The organism is Paenarthrobacter aurescens, from assembly GCF_041549525.1.
GTDB classification, from domain to species: domain Bacteria; phylum Actinomycetota; class Actinomycetes; order Actinomycetales; family Micrococcaceae; genus Arthrobacter; species Arthrobacter aurescens.
The window spans coordinates 1,849,878-1,869,386 of the sequence record NZ_CP157456.1; the positions used below are offsets into that span (position 1 = coordinate 1,849,878).

Consider the following 19,509-nt stretch of genomic DNA (forward strand, 5'->3'; position numbering starts at 1 on the left):
CCGATGCTCTATGTTGTGCCGATGGGAGCGGTGATGGCCTTCGTGAGCCGGATGAGGTCGGCCGGGGCCAGCTCAATATCCAGGCCACGGCGGCCGCCTGAGACAAGGATGGAACTGAAACCCAGGGCAGACTCGTCCAGCACAGTGGGGGAGGTCTGCCGCTGTCCCAAGGGGGATATGCCGCCCAGGACGTATCCTGTGCGCCGCTCCGCGGCCTTGGGGTCGGCCATGGCGGCCTTCTTGGAACCGAGGGCTGCAGCAGCCGATTTCAGGTCCAGATTCCCGGACACCGGAACAATTGCCACTGCCAAGCGGCCTTCGACCTCCACCATGAGGGTTTTGAAAACCCGTTCCGGCTCAATGCCAAGGACTTCGGCGGCTTCCATTCCATAACTGGCGGTGCCTGGGTCATGGGCGTAGGGGTGCAGCACGAAGGGAACGCCGGCTGCTGCAAGGGCTGCAGTTGCCGGCGTTCCCTGTGAAGCCATCTTTTTGGCCATCGTGGTGGTGGTGCCCTTCAGGTTTCCAGGCGGTCAGATTCCGGAACGTTCAGTTCTCGAGCCTGCTTGCGGCTGCGACTTTTCGCTTGATCCGGCCCAGCATGGCCGTCATTCCCCGCATGCGCAGGGGAGTGATGGCCCGTGTCAGACCCAGCAACTCAGGCATATCGTCTGGAACCGCAAGGATTTCCGCAGCCGTCAAGCCATCCAGGCCCTCATGCAGGACCCCTGCAAAGCCCCTGGTCGTGGGCGCTTCCGGGGGTGCCTTGAAGAAGAGCCGGTAGGCGCGGGCGCCGCCGTCGGGTTTTTTCTCTGACTCAATGGTGAGAAACAACGGTGACTGGCACTCCACAACCTGCTCCAGCAGCTCCGGGTGGTCCTTCAGGCGCTCCGGAAGCTCCGGCAGCCCCCTCGAGAATTCGAGAAGGAGTTGCAGACGGTCAGGCTCCGTCAGTGCCTGGAAGTCATCTACTATTTCCGCCAGGGCGGTGGGCAAGGTGTTGGTACTCATCACTTCCAGCTTACGCACAACAGAGACCAATGCATCTTGTGTGCCACAACACTACGGATGCCTGAAGGTCCGGACTTAATGGGAGCGGAACTATCTATTGGGGATGGGACCTAGCTGCGGACGAGGGAAGCCGGAACCGAACCGCGCTCGGCGCCCTTGACGATGGGAACGCGAACAGCGTTGCCCCACTCAGTCCAGGAGCCGTCATAGTTACGGACGGTCTCAAAGCCCAACAGGTACTTCAGCGCGAACCAGGTGTGGCTGGAACGCTCGCCGATCCGGCAGTACGCCACGACGTCGTCGCCCGGCTCCAGGCCGGCTTCACCCAAATAGAGTGCTTCGAGCTCTTCGCGGCTGCGGTAGGTGCCGTCTTCAGCGGCAGCGCGTGCCCAGGGGACAGAAGCGGCCGTGGGAATGTGACCGCCGCGCAGCGCGCCTTCTTCCGGGTAGGCCGGCATGTGGGTGCGCTGTCCCGTGTATTCCTCGGGGGAGCGGACATCGATGAGGGGGCTGCCCAGATGCGCCAGGACGTCTTCCTTGAACGCACGGATGGGGGCATCGTTGCGCTCAACCTCAGGATATTCACCTGCGGCGGGTTGGGGGACGTCGGTGGTGAGTTCACGGCCTTCGGCAATCCACTTGTCGCGGCCGCCGTCAAGAAGGCGGACGTCCTCGTGGCCGAACAGAGTAAAGACCCACAGGGCGTACGCGGCCCACCAGTTGGACTTGTCTCCGTAGATGACCACGGTGCTGTCCCGGGAGATTCCCTTGGAGGCGGCAAGGGCTGCAAAAGCGGCACCATCGACGTAGTCACGGGTGATCTCGTCATTCAGATCGGTGTGCCAGTCGATCTTGACGGCGCCGGGGATGTGGCCGGTTTCGTAGAGAAGGACGTCTTCATCGGACTCGACAACCACGATCTTGCCGTCGGCAATGGCGCCGTCGGCGAGGGCTGCCGCGAGCCACTCAGTGGACACAAGGCGTTCAGGGTTTGCGTAGGCTGCAAACTTTTCGTTCTGTTCAACTGGGTAGGACATGGTGATGGCCTTTCACTGACAACGGTCGGAGCCAGGCCGTGGAGGTGGTGCAGAGTTGGCCGGGCGTGCTCCAACACTAACCACGGGCAGCGGGGAATGCTTCCCGGTGGTCACACGATGAAACATGCGCTTGGTCACGTCACGGTTTTACGGGTCTCCGATGCCGGTATTCTTGCTGGGGACCTAAAACCGAAGGAACGGACCACCGTGGTAAAGATCGAACAACTGGCTGCCCGCACACCGGCAGTCTCTGTGGAAGAACTGCTCAAGGGCTTCTACCCGTCTCCGCGGTTCGGAGAGGTGTCCTTCGATAGTTACCGGCCGGACCCCTCCCAGCCGAGCCAGGCAAACGCAGTGAAACTGCTCTCCGGATTCGCCGATGCTGTTGGATCCGAGGACGGTGGCGGACTTTTCAAGAAGTTGTTCGCCAAGAAGGCCCCGGCAACAAGGGCGGGTATCTACCTTGACGGTGGTTTCGGTGTGGGTAAGACACACCTTTTGGCTTCTCTCTGGCACAGGTCACCGGGTCCCAAGGCTTTTGGTACGTTCGTGGAATACACCAACCTGGTGGGGGCGCTGTCCTTCCGCAAGACAGTGGAGGCTTTGAGCAGCTACAAGCTGGTGTGCATCGATGAATTCGAACTCGATGATCCAGGCGATACCGTGCTCATGTCCAGGCTCATGCGTGAACTGGCCGACGCCGGCGTGAAGCTGGCAGCGACCTCCAACACCCTGCCTGGCTCGCTGGGCGAAGGGCGCTTCGCGGCAGTGGACTTCCAGCGTGAAATACAGGTCCTGGCGGACCAGTTCGATGTTGTCAGGATCGACGGCGAAGACTTCCGCCACCGCGGTTTGCCCGCAGCTCCGGCACCCTTGAAGACCGAAGAGCTCAAGCACAGGATGCGTGCTGAATTCGACGGAAAAACAGTGGCTGTTGATGACTTCCGCACGCTCGTCAACCACCTCGCGGCAGTCCACCCCAGCCGCTACCGGCAGCTCATCTCGGGCGTGGAAGCCGTGGTGTGGAGCGACGTCGAAACCATTACGGAACAGGCCGTAGCGCTGCGTTTTGTGGTTCTTGCGGACAGGCTCTATGACAAAGACGTGCCGATCCTTGCCAGCGGCGTGCCTTTCGATCAACTCTTCACCGAAGAGATGATGACCGGTGGCTACATGAAGAAGTACTTCCGCGCTGTGTCCAGGCTGACCGCCTTGGCGCGTGAAGCACAAAACCACGAGCCAGCCTGATTCAGGCTTTCTGAACCGGTTCGCGGCTCTTCAGGATCCAGCGAACAAGAATGCCTCCTGCCAGGGCCCAGAACGCAGCGCCAATGCCGGCAATGCTCAAACCTGAGGCTGCCAGCAGGAAGGTTATGCAGGCAGGGATGCGTTCCCCGGCCGCTGCCAATGCCGAGGAAATGGATGACGCCAGCGTCCCCAGGAGCGCGAGTCCTGCCACGGCCTCCAGGAGCCCCGGCGGGGCCGCAGCCACCAGGGTCACCAGGGCAGCAGAGGCAGCAGCCAGTACCAGGTAGGCGATGCCTGAGACGAACGCGGCAATCCAGCGCCTTCCGTGGTCCTTGCCCGCCTCCTCACCAGCAGCCAGTGCTGCGCTGAGGGCGGCCAGGTTGATCGCATGCCCACCAAAGGGAGCTCCGGCTATGGTTCCGGCTCCCGTTACCAGCATGGACGAGCGCCACGGGGTGGTGTATCCGAAGGATTTGAGCACCGCGACGCCGGGAATGTTCTGCGACGCCATGGTGACAATGAACAGAGGCAGCGCCAGACCCACCGCAGCCCCAACGGTGAAGGTTGGCGTGGTCCATTCCAGCATTGGCAAAAGACTCTCAACGGGTAGGTGAACACCGGTGGACGCAATATGAAGGGCTATGACTCCCAGTGCTACCAAAAGTGATGCCGGAACGGACCACCGGGGTGCGAATTTCATCAGGAGAACCCAGCACAACACCACCGGTGCAACGAACAGGGGAGCGGACCCCAGGGATTTGAAGGGTGCCAGGCAAAGGGGCAGTAGCACTCCTGCGAGCATTGCTTGGGCCAGCGCCGTAGGGATCTTCGCCATGATCCTTCCCAAGACGGGCAATAACCCCGTGAGGAGAATCAGTACCCCCACCATAAGAAACGCGCCCACAGCAGCCGGCCAGCCGCCGTCGGGCATTCCGGCTGAGGCGAGCAACGCGGCACCGGGTGTGGACCACGCAAGTGTCACGGGCATCCGGGACCGCCAGGACAGGAACAGGATGCCTAGTCCGAAGGTGAGAGTGAGCGCAAGCAGGCCACTGGATGACTGGGCCTGATTGGCGCCCACAGCTTTCAAGCCCGCGATGACCACAGCGAACGAGGAAGTGAATCCCACCAACGCGGTAACAACGCCCGCGGTGACAGGAGGGCCCAGTGCCTCCTGGGGGGCGCGGCTGTGGACGGCAGAGGTGGAGGCTGAAGGCATAAGGTCCAAAGTACCTGACCGTCAGGGTGTTCGGATTAAACGCCAAGGGCACCGGTGGCGCCTCTCGGCGGGACCGGTGCCCCCTTGACGTAACTGGTACGGCGGCTCAGGCAGCTACGGCTGCTTCGGCTCATCCGTGACGGGAGCCTGTCCAGGCTGACCGTCGTTCTTGGCCACGAAGTCGGAAGCGGCATTCTGGACCTTGTCGACGTGACCGGCGTACTTGCCGCCCGTCTTCTCGTCCACAAAATTCCCGGCCTTTTCGATGCCATTCTTGATGGCTTCTTCGTTGCCTTGAATGAGACCCTGAGCCTTGCCCTTCAGGTCGTCAATTAAACCCACGGGCACCTCCCTTCCATCGCGGAGCCAGTTCGCTCCTCCGCGTCCGACCCTAACACCAGTTCTCTGGGGTGCCAAGGGTTCAAGGCGGCCTGGGGATGAACTACGCCAACGGCGTACTGTCCACCTTGTGGCGCGGGCTGTTCGGATTCATCAGCGAGTGCCTGCGACCGTAGGCGAAGTAGATGATGAGGCCGATGATCAGCCATGCGCCAAACCGGACCCAGGTTTCCCAGTGCAGCTGGAACATGAGGAAGGCCGATGCCAGGACACCGAATGCGGGAACAACCGGCATGAATGGCAGACGGAAAGAGCGCGGTGCGTTGGGCTTGGTGTAGCGGAACACGATGACCCTACGCAGACCACCACGAAAGCCGCCAGGATACCGATGTTGGTGAGGTCGGCAACTTCCTTTATGGGGAACACGCCGGCGAGGAACGCGGAGGCGACCCCCGCGATCCAGGTAACGCGCTGTGGTGTTCCGTGCTTGTCCGTCTTGGCAAACCAACCCGGGAGGAGGCCGTCACGGCTCATGGAGAACCACACGCGCGTGACGCCCAAAAGGAACGTCAGCATCACTGTGAGGATGGACAGGACTGCAAACACCGAAATGATGGTGGCGATGACCGGCAATCCCACGCCGGTGAAAGCAGAGGCGAAACCTGCGGTGGGGTCAATGTCCCTGTAGTTCTGCATTCCCGTGAGCACAAGAGTTGCGGCTACGTAAAGGAGCATTGCCACGATCAGCGAGAGGATGATGGCCTTGGGCATGTGCTTCTTGCCGTCCTTGGCCTCCTCCGCGGCGGTGCTCATGGCGTCATAGCCGAAGACAGCGAAGAAGACCGTAGCTGCACCGGCCAGGACTGGTCCGAAACCGCTGGGCATGAACGGATTGTAGTTCTCGGTGTTGATGTAGAAGATGCCCAAGCCGATGATGAACAGGATCAGGATGACCTTGATGGCAACAGCTACCAGTTCGAAGCGTCCGAACGCTTTGGTACCGCGGCTGAGGATCCAGGTCACCAGCAAGCAGACCAGGATGGCGGGCAGGTTGATGATGCCGCCCTTGCCCTCATCTGCCGTTGAGGTCATCCACGTGGGCATGTGGATTCCGATTCCGGAAAGGAAAGCATCAAAATAGCCCGAGATGCCGATGGCAACCACGGCCACAATTGCGATGTACTCCAAGAGGAGATCCCAGCCGATGAACCAACCGATAATCTCACCCAAGGCCACGTAGCCGTAAGTGTAAGCGGAACCCGCGCGGGGAATCATGCCGGCGAATTCGGCGTAGGACAACGCCGCCGCAGCAGAGGCCAGGCCTGCGATCAGGAAGGAGAACAGGACCGCGGGGCCTACTCCAGGGTTGCTATCGCTGCCGTGGGCAACCAACCCGGCCAGCGAAAAGATGCCGACGCCGATGATTCCGCCGACGCCGATCGCTGTCAGTTGCCAGAGGCCAAGACTTTTAAAAAGCCCGCTGTGTTTGTTTTCTTCCTCGATATCGTCGATTGGCTTGCGCCTCAGGACAGACTGGGAAGCAATCTGTTGGTTCATGGGGGTACTCCTGCCGGTTGGCGTGGAACGGTGATGAGCTCGCAGTACATTATGCGAGCCTAATCACATTAGATAAAGCGACTTCTTCTGAGGGGTATCGGTTACTTCAGTTAATGAATGGATGATGAGCAGAAATTGGGCATAAAAAAAGCAGCTCCGAAGAGCTGCCTTTTTATTCTGGAGCGGACGACGAGATTCGAACTCGCGACATCCACCTTGGCAAGGTGGTGCTCTACCAGCTGAGCTACGTCCGCACATGTTGTCTTCCGGGCATATGCCTGGCCGTCAACAACAAACAAGTTGCCTTGTTCTGGTGGGCGATACTGGGATCGAACCAGTGACCTCTTCCGTGTCAGGGAAGCGCGCTACCGCTGCGCCAATCGCCCGTTACCGGGTCCTTCAATAGGAGAGCGGACGACGAGATTCGAACTCGCGACATCCACCTTGGCAAGGTGGTGCTCTACCAGCTGAGCTACGTCCGCACATGTTGTCTTCCGGGCATATGCCTGGCCGTCAACAACAAACAAGTTGCCTTGTTCTGGTGGGCGATACTGGGATCGAACCAGTGACCTCTTCCGTGTCAGGGAAGCGCGCTACCGCTGCGCCAATCGCCCATGCATCCAGCCAGCTGCTGGAAGACATGGTTTTCACCGAGGTGGGTACGGGATTCGAACCCGTGTATACGGCTTTGCAGGCCGCTGCCTCGCCTCTCGGCCAACCCACCGTGTAAGCAGGATTCCGGGGAATTCTTGCCTTGACAGTGCCTTGCGAGCGGACGACGAGATTCGAACTCGCGACATCCACCTTGGCAAGGTGGTGCTCTACCAGCTGAGCTACGTCCGCAGTGCCGTTGCTCCGGTCAGCCGCACAGGCATTCCGTCGCTTTCCGACGAGTAAAAACTCTATAGGAGGTTCCTGCAAACTCCAAATCGATTGCTTGCTTTTGAAGACAGTGGTGCCTGCATCCTTGTATTTACGCGGAATCGGGAGAGTTTCATCGCTGTAATTCCACGTCTGTAGTTCCTGCTCCACCCGGACCCTGAGATGCGTTTTGCATTCCGGCAATGGTCCGTTAGTGTTTTCTATGCACCGGGCGATTGGCGCAGTGGTAGCGCGCTTCGTTCACACCGAAGAGGTCACTGGTTCGAACCCAGTATCGCCCACCACCGGTTGTAGTAATTGAGCCCCGTTTGGACTGATTCACCCAGTTCAAACGGGGTTTTTCCGTTTTGCGTCACGATCCACCCATGCGCCACACCCATCAGGCATGCGCGAACAAGACGAATCCCAAGAACCTCCGGCTGTGGCGGACGCTGTCCCGCTTGATGCGGAGCTGGCCCAGACCGCCCCCATCCTTGCGGGCAAACTGTCCAGGCTTCCCCCGGAGCAGCTTGCCCTGATCTTTCCGCGGATGAATTCTGTCGGCCCTCTATGACACAGTCTTTATATGACTGCTCCACTGCTTGCCCACGCTACTGACTACGGCCGGATGTACGCCCGCTCCACTACTGAGCAATTTTCCGTGCCGTCCATCACCACAGTGATCGGACAACAGGCCCATGCCTTGGATGGTTGGTTCAGCTACATGGGCGCCAGCAGCCTGGCAGCAGATCCTGAGCTTCCTGCCATCCTGGGAAGCCCTGCGAAGATCCGCCAGGCGATCAACAAAGCCTCCAAGGCAGCTGAGGTGTACCGGGATGCCGCTGCAGCTCGTGGAGACCGCGTCCATACGTATTGCGAACAGGTGGCTCTACGGGCAATGGGGCGGCCGCACCGGCTTCAGGAATGCAGGGATGATCTCGCAGCCCATGGAGAACAGGCCTTTGCCGCCCGCTTTGATGAGTGGTGGGAGCTTTACCGTGTGGAGCCGCTTGCACCGGAAATTACCGTGTGGAACAAGACGGTGGGGTACGCCGGGACGTTGGACCTCGTGGCACGGATCAACGGCCGCATCTGCCTGATTGATTACAAGACCAAGGGCACTACGAGGGACGGTACGGTCAAGGCTTTGGATGACAAAGTGGTCATGCAGCTCGCAGCCGGCATGAAAGCCGAGGAAAGCCTGGTGGACCCTGTTGCGGGCGAGTGGGAGCCGTGGAAATACGGAGACAATCCCATGTTGCTTGCAGTAGCCATTGGTGAGACCGAAGTCAGGCCGCAACGAGCCAACCCGGAGATCCTCAAGCATCATTGGTGGAAGTTCTGCGCCCTCCGCAGGGTGTGGGAGATGTCCGCGGACGTTGTCGCCGCCGGGCAACCACTCCTTCCTATAGCGCCGCCCGTCTTCGCAACAGCCGGCGCGGCACCCGCGGAGGCCATGACCTCAACTAAACTGGCTTAGGCTCCGCAACAACCGGGGCTTGGTTTGTTTCGACTGTGAGGACTGACAGCACATGGCAATTTTGAGTATCCGAATCATCGGGGATCCGGTGTTGCGCACCGTAGCTGACCCCGTCACCGATTTCGGTCCGGAGCTCGCCAAGCTGGTAGCCGACATGACAGAAACCATGGAAGACGTCGAAGGGGCCGGCCTCGCCGCCCCGCAGGTTGGCGTCAGCCAGCGCGTATTTACCTACCGCATTGGTGGCGTGGAAGGCCACATCATCAACCCTGTCCTGGAAAACAGTGATGATTTTCAGCCGGACGAAGTAGAAGGCTGCCTTTCCATTCCCGGTTTGGGGTTCCCCGTCCGCCGCTACAGGACCACTAAGGTGACCGGGGTAGACCTGAACGGGAACCCGGTATCAGTGGAGGGGGAGGGCATGTTGGCGCGCTGTTTCCAGCACGAGACAGACCACCTTGACGGCGTCCTCTACACCGATCGACTGGAAGGCGAAGACCGGAAAGCCGCTCTGCGCGCCATCCGGAACGCCAATTATCACGCCATTACCGAGCAGACCACCTCCCAGCGGGCCAACTCCGTAGGATCCAGTTTTGGCGGCGGCAGCTTTGGGGTTCCCGAGTGAAGGTACTCTTCGCAGGAACACCTGCCGTGGCAGTGCCGTCGTTGGATGCGCTGGTCAAAGCCGGCTTTGAGATCGTTGCGGTCCTCACCCGTCCCGATGCACCTGTAGGACGCAAACGCGTCCTGACTCCCTCACCAGTGGCGGCACGAGCCATGGAATTAGGCATCGAGGTCATTCGAGCGGCAAAGGTGGACGCGGAAACCACAGCCCGAATCGCCGCGTTCGCGCCGGACGTCGCCGCAATCGTTGCCTATGGCGGGATCGTTCCCAAGGCTTCCTTGGGTGTCCCCACCCACGGCTGGGTCAACCTGCACTTTTCCCTCCTTCCGGCTTGGCGCGGAGCTGCGCCCGTGCAGCGATCCATCATTGCCGGGGACGACGTCACAGGAGCTGCTACTTTCCAGCTTGAAGAAGGCCTGGATACCGGACCTGTGTTCGGAACGCTCACGGAGACCGTCCGGCCGGAAGATACCGCGGGCGATCTTTTGGAACGGCTGTCCATCAGTGGAGCCGTCCTGCTCAGCCAGACCCTCTCGGCAATCGACGCCGGGCAGGCTGCTCCCCAGCCCCAGCAAGGGGAGATCTCCCTTGCCCCCAAGCTGACACTCGAGGACGGCCGCCTGGACTGGAATCAACCGGCCCTTGCTTTGAGCCGCCGCTCGCGTGGTGTCACCCCTGAACCTGGGGCCTGGACCACTGTGGACGGCCAGAGGATCAAGCTTGAACCGGTAGCGCTGAGGCCGGACATCAAGGACCTTCCTCCCGGGAACATCAGGCTGGATGGCACAAAAGTTGTGGTGGGAACCGGCTCCCATGCAGTGGAGCTGCGCCGGATCCAACCGGCAGGTAAGAAAATGATGCCGTCCGCCGATTGGGCGCGCGGCTTGGCAACACCCGAGAGAGTGGTATTCGAATGAGCGAGTCCGGCCGACGAGGCCCCAACAACAGTGGGAGCCGGGACAGCGGCGGGGCGGGAAACCGGGGCTCGCAGGGCAGCCGGGGCGGCCGCGGAGAAAGCAGGCGCAACGCCCAGGGGCGCGAGCGCAACAGGGGGCCGCAGACGGGCTTTACCAACAACGCTCCTTCGCAGCGCACGCGTCGGGCTGATCCAGCCCGCCTCGTGGCTTTTGAAGTGCTTCGCGCCGTTGCTTCCGAAGACGCCTACGCAAACCTCGTGCTGCCGGCACGTATCCGGGAGCACCGCCTGGACCGACGCGATGCCGGCTTCGCCACAGAGTTGAGCTACGGCGCGTTGCGCGGCCAAGGTACTTACGATGCTATTTTGGCCCGCTGCGTGGACAGGCCCTTGGAACAGCTGGATCCTGCCATTCTCGACGCCTTGCGAATCGGAGCACACCAGCTGCTTTCCATGCGCGTCCCCGCCCATGCTGCGCTGGACCAGACCGTCGGTTTGGCACGCGCGGTGATCGGGGCCGGCCCGTCCGCGCTCATTAACGCTGTGCTTCGCAAGGTCACCGCCCACACTATGGGGGAGTGGCTGGAGATTCTGCTGGATGGCGAATCCGACGAAACCACCATAGCTGCGCTGCGCCATGCCCACCCGGAGTGGATTGTCCGTGCACTGCGTCAATCTTTGGTGAACCACGGTCGCCCCAGGACGGAAATTGACGCCCTCCTGGAAGCCGATAACGCCGCTCCCGTAGTCAACCTGGTGGCTTTGCCCGGCTTGGGGAACCTGGACGAGGCATTCCACCATGGGGCCACAGCAGGTGAGTTGGTGGAAGATTCAGCCCTTTCTGCCGGTGGGGACCTGGGACGCTTTGAATCGGTCCGGCGCGGTACAACCCGTGTCCAGGACGTTGGATCCCAACTTGTGGCCCGTGCTCTGGCTGGGGTCCAGTTGGACGAATCTCCAGCCCAGGGTGAACGCTGGCTGGACTTGTGCGCGGGCCCTGGCGGCAAGGCGGCCCTGCTGGCTGCTCTGGCCTACCGCGACGGCGCCACTTTGCTGGCCAACGAGCCTGCACCGCACCGGGCAAAGCTTGTTCAGCAAGCATTGTCAGCCGTGCCTCAGGAGGCCTGGGCGGTAAGGACCGGCGATGGCCGTGAAGTTGGTGCAGAGCAGAGCGGGACTTTTGACCGCGTTTTGGTGGACGTACCGTGCAGCGGTCTCGGTGCCCTCCGGAGGCGGCCGGAATCCAGGTGGCGCCGCTCTCCCAAGGACATCGGAGACTTGGGCCCCTTGCAGCGAGACCTGTTGAAATCAGCCCTTGATGCCGTAAAACCCGGTGGCGTCGTGGCCTACGTGACGTGTTCTCCACATCCGGCCGAAACTACAGCCGTTGTTACCGACGTGCTGGCCAAACGTGAGGACCTTGAGCTGCTCGATGCCGGGGAGGCATTGGATAAGGTCAGCTTGACCGGCAATCTTGCCGCCGGTCACGAGCTCACTGCCCAGTTGTGGCCGCACATCCACCAAACGGATGCCATGTTTATGGCAATCATCCGAAAGAAGCCGTAACAGGGAAGGCCTGACCGACGCCGTCAATGGCCGGTCCCGGCCCTGGCTGTCCTTTCCACCAACAACAACCACCCGAAGGGGCTGCTTTGTCTCAGTGCTGTATCAACCCGAGCATCCTGTCAGCGGATTTCGTCAACCTTGAGGCGGAACTGCAGCGGATCAGCAATGCAGATGCCGTGCATGTTGACGTCATGGACAACCATTTTGTCCCCAACCTGACGCTGGGCTTGCCTGTTGTGCAGAGGATCCAGGCAGTCAGCCCGGTTCCGCTGGACGCGCATCTGATGATTTCCGACGCCGACCGCTGGGCGCCCGCGTACGCGGACGCCGGCGTAGCCTCGGTGACGTTCCATGCCGAAGCGGCCATGGCACCGGTCAAGCTTGCCCGTGAACTACGCGCCAGAGGCTCAAAGGCCGGCATGGCCCTGCGTCCGGCAACACCCGTGGAGCCGTACCTGGACATGCTCAGTGAACTGGACATGCTCTTGATCATGACGGTGGAGCCCGGATTCGGGGGACAGTCATTCTTGGACATCACCTTGCCCAAGATCCGTCGTGCGCGTGCGGCGATCGAAGGTTCGGGTATTGGTGTAGCCATCCAGGTGGACGGCGGCATCACTGAAGAAACCATTGTGCGGGCAGCCGAGGCCGGAGCGAACGTCTTTGTTGCAGGCTCGGCAGTTTACGGACATGAGGACCCCGCAGCAGCGATCGAAAGACTCCGCGCAGCGGGTCAGGCAGCTACCGGGATAAACGCCTGACGACCGTCACCACATGTTACGAAGATGGGCCGGGAATAGTCCGGTGATCTTTGTAGTTGTGGCAGAATAACAACACACATACGTGCTCCGGGGTCGGTGTAAGTCCGAACCGGCGGTTATAGTCCGCGACCCGCGCGCCATGGGACGTCCAAGTCATTGGATGTCTGATGGCAGACGGTTGAACTGGTGAAATTCCGGTACCGACAGTTAAAGTCTGGATGGGAGAAGCACGTACAGTCATGCCTTGGGCGTTCCTTTTGAGACGCCCGGGCATTGCGCTGTCGTACACCCCCGGAGTCATCGCGGCTTACTGGGAAGGAACGGCATGGACTTTCTGCGATGGCTCTTCGAAGCACAGATCCCCGTCGGAGGATCTGCTTTAGTCTTACGCGAAGTGCTTGGAAACATCTTTGGGCTCCTCAGCGCCCTCGGCGGAATGCGCCGAAAAGTTTGGGCATGGCCAATCGGCATCATCGGCAACCTCCTCCTGCTCACTGTCTTCCTGGGCAACGTCTTTGGCGCAGCTGCTCCGGCAACGCTGTGGGGCCAGGCCGCACGCCAGATCATGTTCATCGCGGTGGCCGTCTACGGCTGGTACCGGTGGAAGCAGGGCCAGGAATCGAGCACGCAGGGACGGGCAATCGTACCCGGGTGGGCCAGTAACAGGGTTCGGATCGCGCTGATCGCCGCCATGGTTGCCGGGACGGCAGCTTTGACGCCCTTGTTCGACTCGCTGGGTTCCTACCCGCCCGTTTGGGCCGACGCCTGGACCTTCATGGGATCCCTGTTGGCAACCTATGGCATGGCCAAGGGATGGACTGAATTCTGGCTGATCTGGGTGGCCGTTGACATTGTTGGTGTGCCGTTGCTGTTCAGTGCCGGCTACTACGCCAGCGCGGTGATGTACCTGTTCTACGGCTTCTTCACCCTGACGGGCTTCTTTGTGTGGTGGCGGGCCGAAAAGCGCGAACGCCCCAGCGGCGACGCCGGTCCAGTGGCCGCTGCCCTCTCCGCAGGAGCACTCAAGTGAGCACCGCAAGTACCCTCTACTCTGCAGCGGAAGATGCGGCCATGGAGGCCGCTCTGGAAGCCGCCTTGGCCGGCCCCCGTGGTGCGAATCCGTTAGTGGGGGCGGTCATTCTCAGCCCGCAGGGCGAACAGCTGGCCACCGGTTATCACCGGGGAGCCGGAACGGCCCACGCTGAAGCCGACGCGATATTCGAGGCCCGGAAGAACGGCGTCGATACCGCAGGAACCACCATGATTGTCACCTTGGAACCATGCAACCATGTAGGCCGGACCGGGCCTTGCGCCCAAGCGATCATTGAAGCCGGAATCGCGAGGGTGATTTACGCGGTGGACGATCCCCATGATCCTGCCGCCGGTGGAGCCCGCACACTGACCGCTGCCGGGGTGCAGGTCAGCTCCGGACTGAAAAGCGGCAAGGCACTGGACCTGAACCGTGACTGGTTCGACGCCGTTGCGGCCAAGCGCCCTTTCGTCACCTTGCATATTGCCCAGACGCTGGACAGCCGGATCGCCGCGGTTGACGGCACCAGCCAGTGGATCTCCTGCCCGGAGTCACTGGCGGACAACCACGGACTGCGTGGCCTGATCGACGCGATTCTGGTAGGTACGGGAACCGTGCTGATCGACAATCCGCGCCTGACGGCACGGACGCCCGATGGCGAACTCTCGGCCCGTCAACCCCTACGGGCAGTCATGGGCTTGCGGGAAATCCCGGAGGATGCCGCAGTCCGCGGAACGGACGGGCGTTTTGTTCACCTGCCAACACGGGATCCGGCCGAAGCCTTGGGGATGCTGTTTGAGCAAGGGGTCCGGCACCTCATGGTGGAGGGAGGCTCATCGATCCTGAGCACTTTCCTCGCAGCAGACCTGGTGGATGAGCTCATTGTTTACCTCGCCCCAACGCTGCTGGGATCCGGTACGCCGGCCCTCAACGACCTCGGCATCACCACGCTGGCCGATGCACAGCATTGGTCATGGGATGAAGCCGGAGGCGGCGCAGTCCGCATCCTCGGCAACGACCTTCGACTGCACCTTAGATCCCCGCGGGGTGCCGCCAACATCAACAGGAATTCGGTTTCGCAGACCACAGCTGCTCGCGGTGAAGCTGCGGAATATCTCACAGGAGGAAACTAATGTTTACGGGAATCGTTGCCGAGCAAGGCACAGTTCTGGGCATTGAGCACGACGGCGACACCAGTGCGACGCTGCGGCTAAAAGCCCCCACGACGACGGAGGGATTGCCGTTGGGCGGTTCGATCGCCGTCAACGGGGTCTGCCTCACAGCCACGGAGATCAACGGCCAGGACTTCAGCGTTGACGTCATGGGCGAGACATTGATCCGGACCACCATCGGCGGGTTGTCAGCAGGAGATCCGGTCAACCTTGAGCGTTGCGTTCCGGCCGGTGGGCGGCTGGACGGCCATGTTGTCCAGGGTCACGTGGACGGCGTTGGCGAACTGCTCGAACGCGAGCCCCTGGGAAACTGGGATCGGCTGCGGTTCGCGGTGCCGGCCACGCTGGCACGGTACATCGCCGAAAAAGGTTCGATCGCCGTCGACGGCGTTTCACTGACGGTGACTGCCGTCAGCCCGGCCGCAGAGCAGGCCCCTTGGTTTGAAGTGGGGCTGATCCCCACCACTCTGGAAGAGACAGGCTTGGGCGCCAAAACGGTGGGAGGGCGGGTCAACATCGAAGTTGATGTGCTGGCCAAATACACCGAGCGACTTCTGTCCTTCGGGCCTTTGCAGGGAGACCTGAAATGAGCGCCCCGGCCAAGACCACTCCGGCCGGCACGGCAGGTACCGGGCTCGATCCCGTTGAATCAGCGATCGCCGCCATGGCCGCCGGGCTCCCCGTGATTGTGGTGGACAACGAAGACCGGGAAAACGAAGGCGACATCATTTTCGCTGCCGAGCACGCCACCCCGGCACTGATGGGATGGACCATCCGGTATTCATCCGGCGTCATCTGCGTTCCTTTGAGTGCAGAGCGCGCGGACGCACTGGTACTGCCGCCCATGGTGGAGATCAACGAGGACGCCAAGGGCACTGCTTACACAGTTTCCTGCGATGCTGCGATCGGAGTCAGCACCGGAATCTCTGCCACCGACCGTGCGCTGACGGCCCGGATTCTGGCGGATCCAAGCAGTACTCCGGCGTCGATCACGCGCCCCGGGCATATTTTCCCGTTGCGGGCAGTTAACGGGGGAGTGCGTGAACGTCCAGGTCACACGGAAGCTGCTGTTGACCTGTGTCGTCTTGCCGGACTCGCTCCGGTGGGTGTGATCGCAGAGTTGGTACATGACGACGGTGAAATGATGCGGCTGGACAGTTTGCGCACTTTCGCCGCCAACCATGGATGCCCCCTCATCTCCATCGAGGATCTGGTGTCCTATGTTGAGGCGGTAGAGTCGCGGACGGCACATGTTTCACAGGAGGACGAGGAGAAGCGATGACCGCATCGACCACACGCAGCACTGACCACACCGGCCCCGGGCCGCACCCCGTCAGCGGTGGGCCGATCGTGCAGTTACCTACGGCATTTGGTGACTTTGTGGCACAGGCGTGGACTGACCTTGAGACCGGCCACGAGCACCTTGCCGTGAGCTCCCCGAATCCGCCCAAGGGTGGGCGCGCGCCGCTGGTGCGGCTGCACTCTGAGTGCCTCACCGGTGATGTGTTCGGTTCGTACCGCTGCGATTGCGGTGAGCAGCTGGCCTTTGCCTTGGAACTCATTCACGCAGAGGGCGGGACGCTGCTGTACCTTCGCGGCCAGGAAGGCCGTGGCATTGGCCTGGCCAACAAAATCAAGGCTTACGCGCTGCAGGAAGCCGGTTTTGACACCGTGGAGGCCAACGAACAGCTCGGACTACCTGTAGATGCACGCTCCTACACTGCGGCGGGCCAGATCCTGGCCGAAATGGGATTGCACGAGGTCAGGTTGTTGAGCAACAATCCGGACAAGCAGAACCGCCTCGCCCAAGCGGGGGTAACGGTTGTAGAAATGGTTCCCACCGAGGTCCCTTCCCGCGAACAGAACCTCCGCTACCTGCAAACCAAGAAAGACCGGATGGACCACCGGCTGGCACTCGAGGTTGAGCCCGTCAGCAACGGCAAGACACCTGCAGCCAACTCCTTTGACCACAACCAAGACTGAACGGACCAACAGCGACTATGAGCGGCCACGGCGCACCCACCATTGACCTCACCACCCTCAACCCCGAGGAAACTTCCCAACTGAAGCTGGCCATTGTGGCGGCAAGTTGGCACACACAGATCATGGACGGACTTGTTGACGGCGCCCTTCGCGCAGCCGAGGAAGCCGGCATCGCCGAACCCACACTGCTGCGGGTTCCGGGCAGCTTCGAGCTTCCGGTTGCCGCAGCCAGGCTCGCACCGCACTTTGACGCCGTCGTAGCTCTTGGCGTGGTGATCCGCGGCGGAACGCCGCACTTCGACTACGTCTGCCAGGCTGCGACGTCGGGACTTACGGACGTCAGTGTCCGCACCGGAGTGCCGGTCGGTTTTGGCGTCCTCACCTGCGATACCGAGCAGCAGGGGATCGACCGGGCCGGTCTTCCAGGTTCCAAGGAAGACAAAGGCCACGAAGCAGTGACCGCTGCTTTGGCCACGGCTGTGACCCTTAAGCAGTTCAGCTAGAAATGCCGATGATGAAGGGGATGTGAGTGTGTCTTCACTCACATCCCCTTCGTCATGCAACGCCCCAACAAGCGGCAGCCGCCTTCAAGCAAGTAGTCTGGAGGGCGTGAAGAATTTCGAGACGCTGTTCGCAGAACTGAGTGAGAAAGCAGCGACCCGCCCGGCAGGTTCGCGCACGGTTGCCGAACTGGACTCCGGGATCCATGGCATCGGCAAAAAGGTTGTCGAAGAGGCCGCCGAAGTCTGGATGGCCGCAGAGTACGAATCCGACGAAGCCGCTGCTGAAGAAATCTCCCAGTTGCTGTACCACCTGCAGGTCCTTATGCTCGCCAAGGGCCTCAGCCTGGAGGACGTTTACAAGCATCTCTAGCCACGCCACTCCGCCTGCCCGTGGCGGAGCCCATTGCGTGGCCAAGGTGCCTGAAAACCTCCATTCCAAAAAGAAAGTCTCCCAATGCTCCGTGTAGCAGTCCCCAATAAGGGATCCCTGTCCGAAGCCGCCTCGGCAATGTTGTCCGAGGCCGGCTACCGCCAGCGCCGCGATTCCCGTGAACTGGTCATGGTTGATCCCGACAATGACATTGAGTTCTTCTTCCTCCGTCCCCGCGACATCGCCGTTTACGTAGGCCAGGGAACCCTGGACGTCGGCATCACCGGCCGGGACCTTTTGCTGGACGCCAAGGTGGAAGCTGAGGAGTTGCTGCCCCTGGGCTTCGCACCGTCCACGTTCCGTTTTGCCGGCCCCGTAGGTGACTTCACCGGCGTCGAGCAGCTCGAAGGCAAGCGCCTTGCCACCAGTTATGACGGTCTTCTGCGTGATTACCTCTCCGAGCGCGGCGTTAACGCCACGGTGGTCCGCCTGGACGGAGCTGTGGAGTCCTCGGTACGCCTTGGCGTCGCGGACGCGATTGCCGACGTCGTTGAAACAGGAAACACCCTCAAAGCCGCCGGCATGGAAATCTTTGGCGACCCCATCCTCAAGTCCGAGGCCGTGCTGATCCGCCGCTCCAACTCGGGCGGCTCGGCCAACGGGACGGCCAAGGAGATCGACACCCTCATCCGGCGCCTGCAAGGTGTCCTTGTGGCGCGCCAATACGTGCTCATGGATTACGACATCCGCAAGGATCTGGTGGAGGATGCCGCAGCGCTGACCCCTGGCCTTGAATCGCCCACGGTCTCACCGCTGCGGGACTCCGAGTGGGTGGCCGTGCGGTCCATGGTTCCGAAGAAGGAAACCAACCGCATCATGGACGAGCTGTACGACCTCGGCGCCCGCGCCATCCTGGTCAGCAGCATTCACGCCTGCCGCATCTGATCCAGCGCAGCAGTTTTGTTGCCGCACATCAGAAATCAGCAGGCGTTCGCATCAGACAGCAGAACTTAGGAGCAGCACATGGCTGTAGCCGTACGCGTTATACCGTGCCTGGATGTTGACGCCGGCCGCGTGGTCAAAGGCGTCAACTTTGAAGGACTCCGCGACGCCGGTGATCCGGTGGAACTGGCGCATCGCTACGACAATGGCGGGGCTGATGAGCTGACGTTCCTGGACGTCACGGCGTCCTCCGGTAATCGGGAAACCACCTTCGACGTGGTTCGCCGCACCGCTGAGGAAGTCTTCATTCCCCTCACCGTTGGCGGTGGCGTCCGTGGTGTTGCCGAGGTGGATAAGCTCCTGCGTTTCGGTGCGGACAAGGCATCCATCAACACCGCCGCCGTCGCCCGGCCCGATGTCATCGATGAAATCACCCGCCACTTCGGCTCGCAAGTGCTGGTGCTGTCCGTGGATGCACGCCGGACCCGCGAAGGTGACCAGCCGACGTCGTCCGGTTTTGAGGTGACCACCCACGGTGGCCGTACCGGCACCGGGATCGACGCCATTGCCTGGGCCAAGGAAGCAGCTGATCGGGGCGTAGGTGAAATCCTGCTCAACTCCATTGACGCCGACGGCACCAAAGACGGTTTCGATCTTGAACTGATCCGCCTGGTTCGTGCCGCAGTAAACATCCCCATCATCGCCTCCGGCGGCGCAGGTGTGCCGGCGCATTTCCCGCCCGCCGTGGAAGCAGGGGCAGATGCCGTACTGGCGGCCTCGGTGTTCCACTTTGGCCCCGATGACATGATTGCCCAGGTTAAGAGCGCCATTCGCGAAGCCGGCTTCGAGGTTCGCTGAGTTCAAGCGTTAAGCAGCAATGGAGGGTCAC

The 19,509-nt window shown here is 61.4% G+C and carries 20 protein-coding genes, 7 tRNA genes, 1 pseudogene and 1 riboswitch; of the genes and pseudogenes, 16 read left to right on the forward strand and 12 right to left on the reverse strand.

Annotated elements, in window-relative coordinates; translation table 11 throughout:
- Positions 1 to 8: 8 nt before the first annotated feature.
- The 3 genes from ybaK to ABI796_RS08565 all read right to left on the reverse strand — a co-directional run bounded on the left by ybaK (position 9) and on the right by ABI796_RS08565 (position 2,048).
- Positions 9 to 500, reverse strand: coding sequence for a Cys-tRNA(Pro) deacylase (gene ybaK, locus ABI796_RS08555; protein WP_141282015.1), 492 nt, complete (start codon positions 498 to 500; stop codon positions 9 to 11).
- A 49-nt stretch (positions 501 to 549) separates the two neighbouring features.
- A complete protein-coding gene (locus ABI796_RS08560) occupies positions 550 to 1,011 on the reverse strand; it encodes a SufE family protein (RefSeq protein WP_174754479.1) in 462 nt (153 codons plus the stop codon).
- A 110-nt stretch (positions 1,012 to 1,121) separates the two neighbouring features.
- Entirely contained in the window at positions 1,122 to 2,048 is a 927-nt protein-coding gene (locus ABI796_RS08565; protein WP_141282019.1) for a sulfurtransferase, read from the reverse strand.
- Between the two features lie 207 nt (positions 2,049 to 2,255).
- Between ABI796_RS08565 and zapE the strand changes: the two genes are divergently transcribed.
- Positions 2,256 to 3,296 carry a cell division protein ZapE gene (gene zapE, locus ABI796_RS08570; RefSeq protein ID WP_141282021.1) on the forward strand — a complete coding sequence of 347 codons (1,041 nt, stop codon included), beginning with the start codon at positions 2,256 to 2,258 and terminating at the stop codon, positions 3,294 to 3,296.
- A gap of 1 nt (position 3,297) precedes the next feature.
- On the opposite strand, the gene ABI796_RS08575 is transcribed toward zapE, so the two are convergent.
- The 9 genes and pseudogenes from ABI796_RS08575 to ABI796_RS08615 form a co-directional block, all read right to left on the reverse strand.
- A complete protein-coding gene (locus ABI796_RS08575; RefSeq protein WP_141282023.1) occupies positions 3,298 to 4,515 on the reverse strand; it encodes a benzoate/H(+) symporter BenE family transporter in 1,218 nt (405 codons plus the stop codon).
- A gap of 114 nt (positions 4,516 to 4,629) precedes the next feature.
- Positions 4,630 to 4,863 carry an antitoxin gene (locus ABI796_RS08580; protein WP_141282025.1) on the reverse strand — a complete coding sequence of 78 codons (234 nt, stop codon included), beginning with the start codon at positions 4,861 to 4,863 and terminating at the stop codon, positions 4,630 to 4,632.
- Between the two features lie 94 nt (positions 4,864 to 4,957).
- A pseudogene (locus ABI796_RS08585) lies at positions 4,958 to 6,411 on the reverse strand (amino acid permease).
- A gap of 178 nt (positions 6,412 to 6,589) precedes the next feature.
- Positions 6,590 to 6,665 (reverse strand) — tRNA-Gly (locus ABI796_RS08590).
- 57 nt (positions 6,666 to 6,722) lie between these two features.
- Positions 6,723 to 6,797 (reverse strand) — tRNA-Val (locus ABI796_RS08595).
- Positions 6,798 to 6,820: 23 nt separating this feature from the next.
- Positions 6,821 to 6,893 (reverse strand) — tRNA-Gly (locus tag ABI796_RS08600).
- 57 nt (positions 6,894 to 6,950) lie between these two features.
- Positions 6,951 to 7,025, reverse strand: a tRNA-Val gene (locus ABI796_RS08605).
- A gap of 39 nt (positions 7,026 to 7,064) precedes the next feature.
- Positions 7,065 to 7,135 (reverse strand) — tRNA-Cys (locus ABI796_RS08610).
- A 46-nt stretch (positions 7,136 to 7,181) separates the two neighbouring features.
- Positions 7,182 to 7,254: transfer RNA gene (locus tag ABI796_RS08615), tRNA-Gly, on the reverse strand.
- A gap of 248 nt (positions 7,255 to 7,502) precedes the next feature.
- Here ABI796_RS08615 and ABI796_RS08620 point away from each other — a divergent pair.
- From ABI796_RS08620 to hisF, 15 genes are all read left to right on the forward strand, one after another.
- Positions 7,503 to 7,577 (forward strand) — tRNA-Val (locus tag ABI796_RS08620).
- Positions 7,578 to 7,858: 281 nt separating this feature from the next.
- On the forward strand, positions 7,859 to 8,752 hold the full coding sequence (locus ABI796_RS08625; protein ID WP_141282032.1) for a cytochrome: 894 nt from the start codon (positions 7,859 to 7,861) through the stop codon (positions 8,750 to 8,752).
- Positions 8,753 to 8,804: 52 nt separating this feature from the next.
- The gene (def, locus tag ABI796_RS08630) at positions 8,805 to 9,377 is read left to right on the forward strand and encodes a peptide deformylase (protein ID WP_141282034.1); all 573 of its coding nucleotides are present in this window, start codon (positions 8,805 to 8,807) and stop codon (positions 9,375 to 9,377) included.
- A complete protein-coding gene (gene fmt, locus ABI796_RS08635) occupies positions 9,374 to 10,294 on the forward strand; it encodes a methionyl-tRNA formyltransferase (protein WP_141282036.1) in 921 nt (306 codons plus the stop codon). Before def ends, fmt begins: the two co-directional genes overlap by 4 nt.
- Positions 10,291 to 11,859 carry an RsmB/NOP family class I SAM-dependent RNA methyltransferase gene (locus ABI796_RS08640; protein WP_141282038.1) on the forward strand — a complete coding sequence of 523 codons (1,569 nt, stop codon included), beginning with the start codon at positions 10,291 to 10,293 and terminating at the stop codon, positions 11,857 to 11,859. Before fmt ends, ABI796_RS08640 begins: the two co-directional genes overlap by 4 nt.
- Before the next feature lie 86 nt (positions 11,860 to 11,945).
- Complete coding sequence (gene rpe, locus ABI796_RS08645) at positions 11,946 to 12,620, forward strand: ribulose-phosphate 3-epimerase (RefSeq protein WP_141282040.1); 675 nt, start codon at positions 11,946 to 11,948, stop codon at positions 12,618 to 12,620.
- Positions 12,621 to 12,698: 78 nt separating this feature from the next.
- Positions 12,699 to 12,855, forward strand: a riboswitch (FMN riboswitch).
- Between the two features lie 90 nt (positions 12,856 to 12,945).
- Positions 12,946 to 13,650, forward strand: coding sequence for a nicotinamide riboside transporter PnuC (pnuC, locus tag ABI796_RS08650; protein ID WP_141282042.1), 705 nt, complete (start codon positions 12,946 to 12,948; stop codon positions 13,648 to 13,650).
- A 41-nt stretch (positions 13,651 to 13,691) separates the two neighbouring features.
- Positions 13,692 to 14,783, forward strand: coding sequence for a bifunctional diaminohydroxyphosphoribosylaminopyrimidine deaminase/5-amino-6-(5-phosphoribosylamino)uracil reductase RibD (gene ribD / locus ABI796_RS08655; RefSeq protein ID WP_141282322.1), 1,092 nt, complete (start codon positions 13,692 to 13,694; stop codon positions 14,781 to 14,783).
- Positions 14,783 to 15,412 carry a riboflavin synthase gene (locus ABI796_RS08660; RefSeq protein ID WP_141282044.1) on the forward strand — a complete coding sequence of 210 codons (630 nt, stop codon included), beginning with the start codon at positions 14,783 to 14,785 and terminating at the stop codon, positions 15,410 to 15,412. Before ribD ends, ABI796_RS08660 begins: the two co-directional genes overlap by 1 nt.
- Positions 15,409 to 16,104, forward strand: coding sequence for a 3,4-dihydroxy-2-butanone-4-phosphate synthase (ribB, locus tag ABI796_RS08665; RefSeq protein ID WP_141282046.1), 696 nt, complete (start codon positions 15,409 to 15,411; stop codon positions 16,102 to 16,104). The genes ABI796_RS08660 and ribB overlap by 4 nt, the downstream gene beginning before the upstream one ends.
- Positions 16,101 to 16,805 (forward strand): GTP cyclohydrolase II, encoded by a 705-nt coding sequence (ribA, locus tag ABI796_RS08670; protein WP_141282048.1) that lies wholly within the window; start codon positions 16,101 to 16,103, stop codon positions 16,803 to 16,805. Before ribB ends, ribA begins: the two co-directional genes overlap by 4 nt.
- Positions 16,806 to 16,822: 17 nt before the next feature.
- Entirely contained in the window at positions 16,823 to 17,308 is a 486-nt protein-coding gene (gene ribH / locus ABI796_RS08675; RefSeq protein ID WP_141282050.1) for a 6,7-dimethyl-8-ribityllumazine synthase, read from the forward strand.
- Between the two features lie 106 nt (positions 17,309 to 17,414).
- Positions 17,415 to 17,678, forward strand: coding sequence for a phosphoribosyl-ATP diphosphatase (locus ABI796_RS08680; RefSeq protein ID WP_018778638.1), 264 nt, complete (start codon positions 17,415 to 17,417; stop codon positions 17,676 to 17,678).
- Positions 17,679 to 17,762: 84 nt separating this feature from the next.
- A complete protein-coding gene (gene hisG / locus ABI796_RS08685; RefSeq protein ID WP_141282052.1) occupies positions 17,763 to 18,623 on the forward strand; it encodes an ATP phosphoribosyltransferase in 861 nt (286 codons plus the stop codon).
- Between the two features lie 78 nt (positions 18,624 to 18,701).
- Positions 18,702 to 19,478 (forward strand): imidazole glycerol phosphate synthase subunit HisF, encoded by a 777-nt coding sequence (gene hisF / locus ABI796_RS08690; RefSeq protein ID WP_141282054.1) that lies wholly within the window; start codon positions 18,702 to 18,704, stop codon positions 19,476 to 19,478.
- The last annotated feature ends 31 nt before the right edge of the window (positions 19,479 to 19,509 follow it).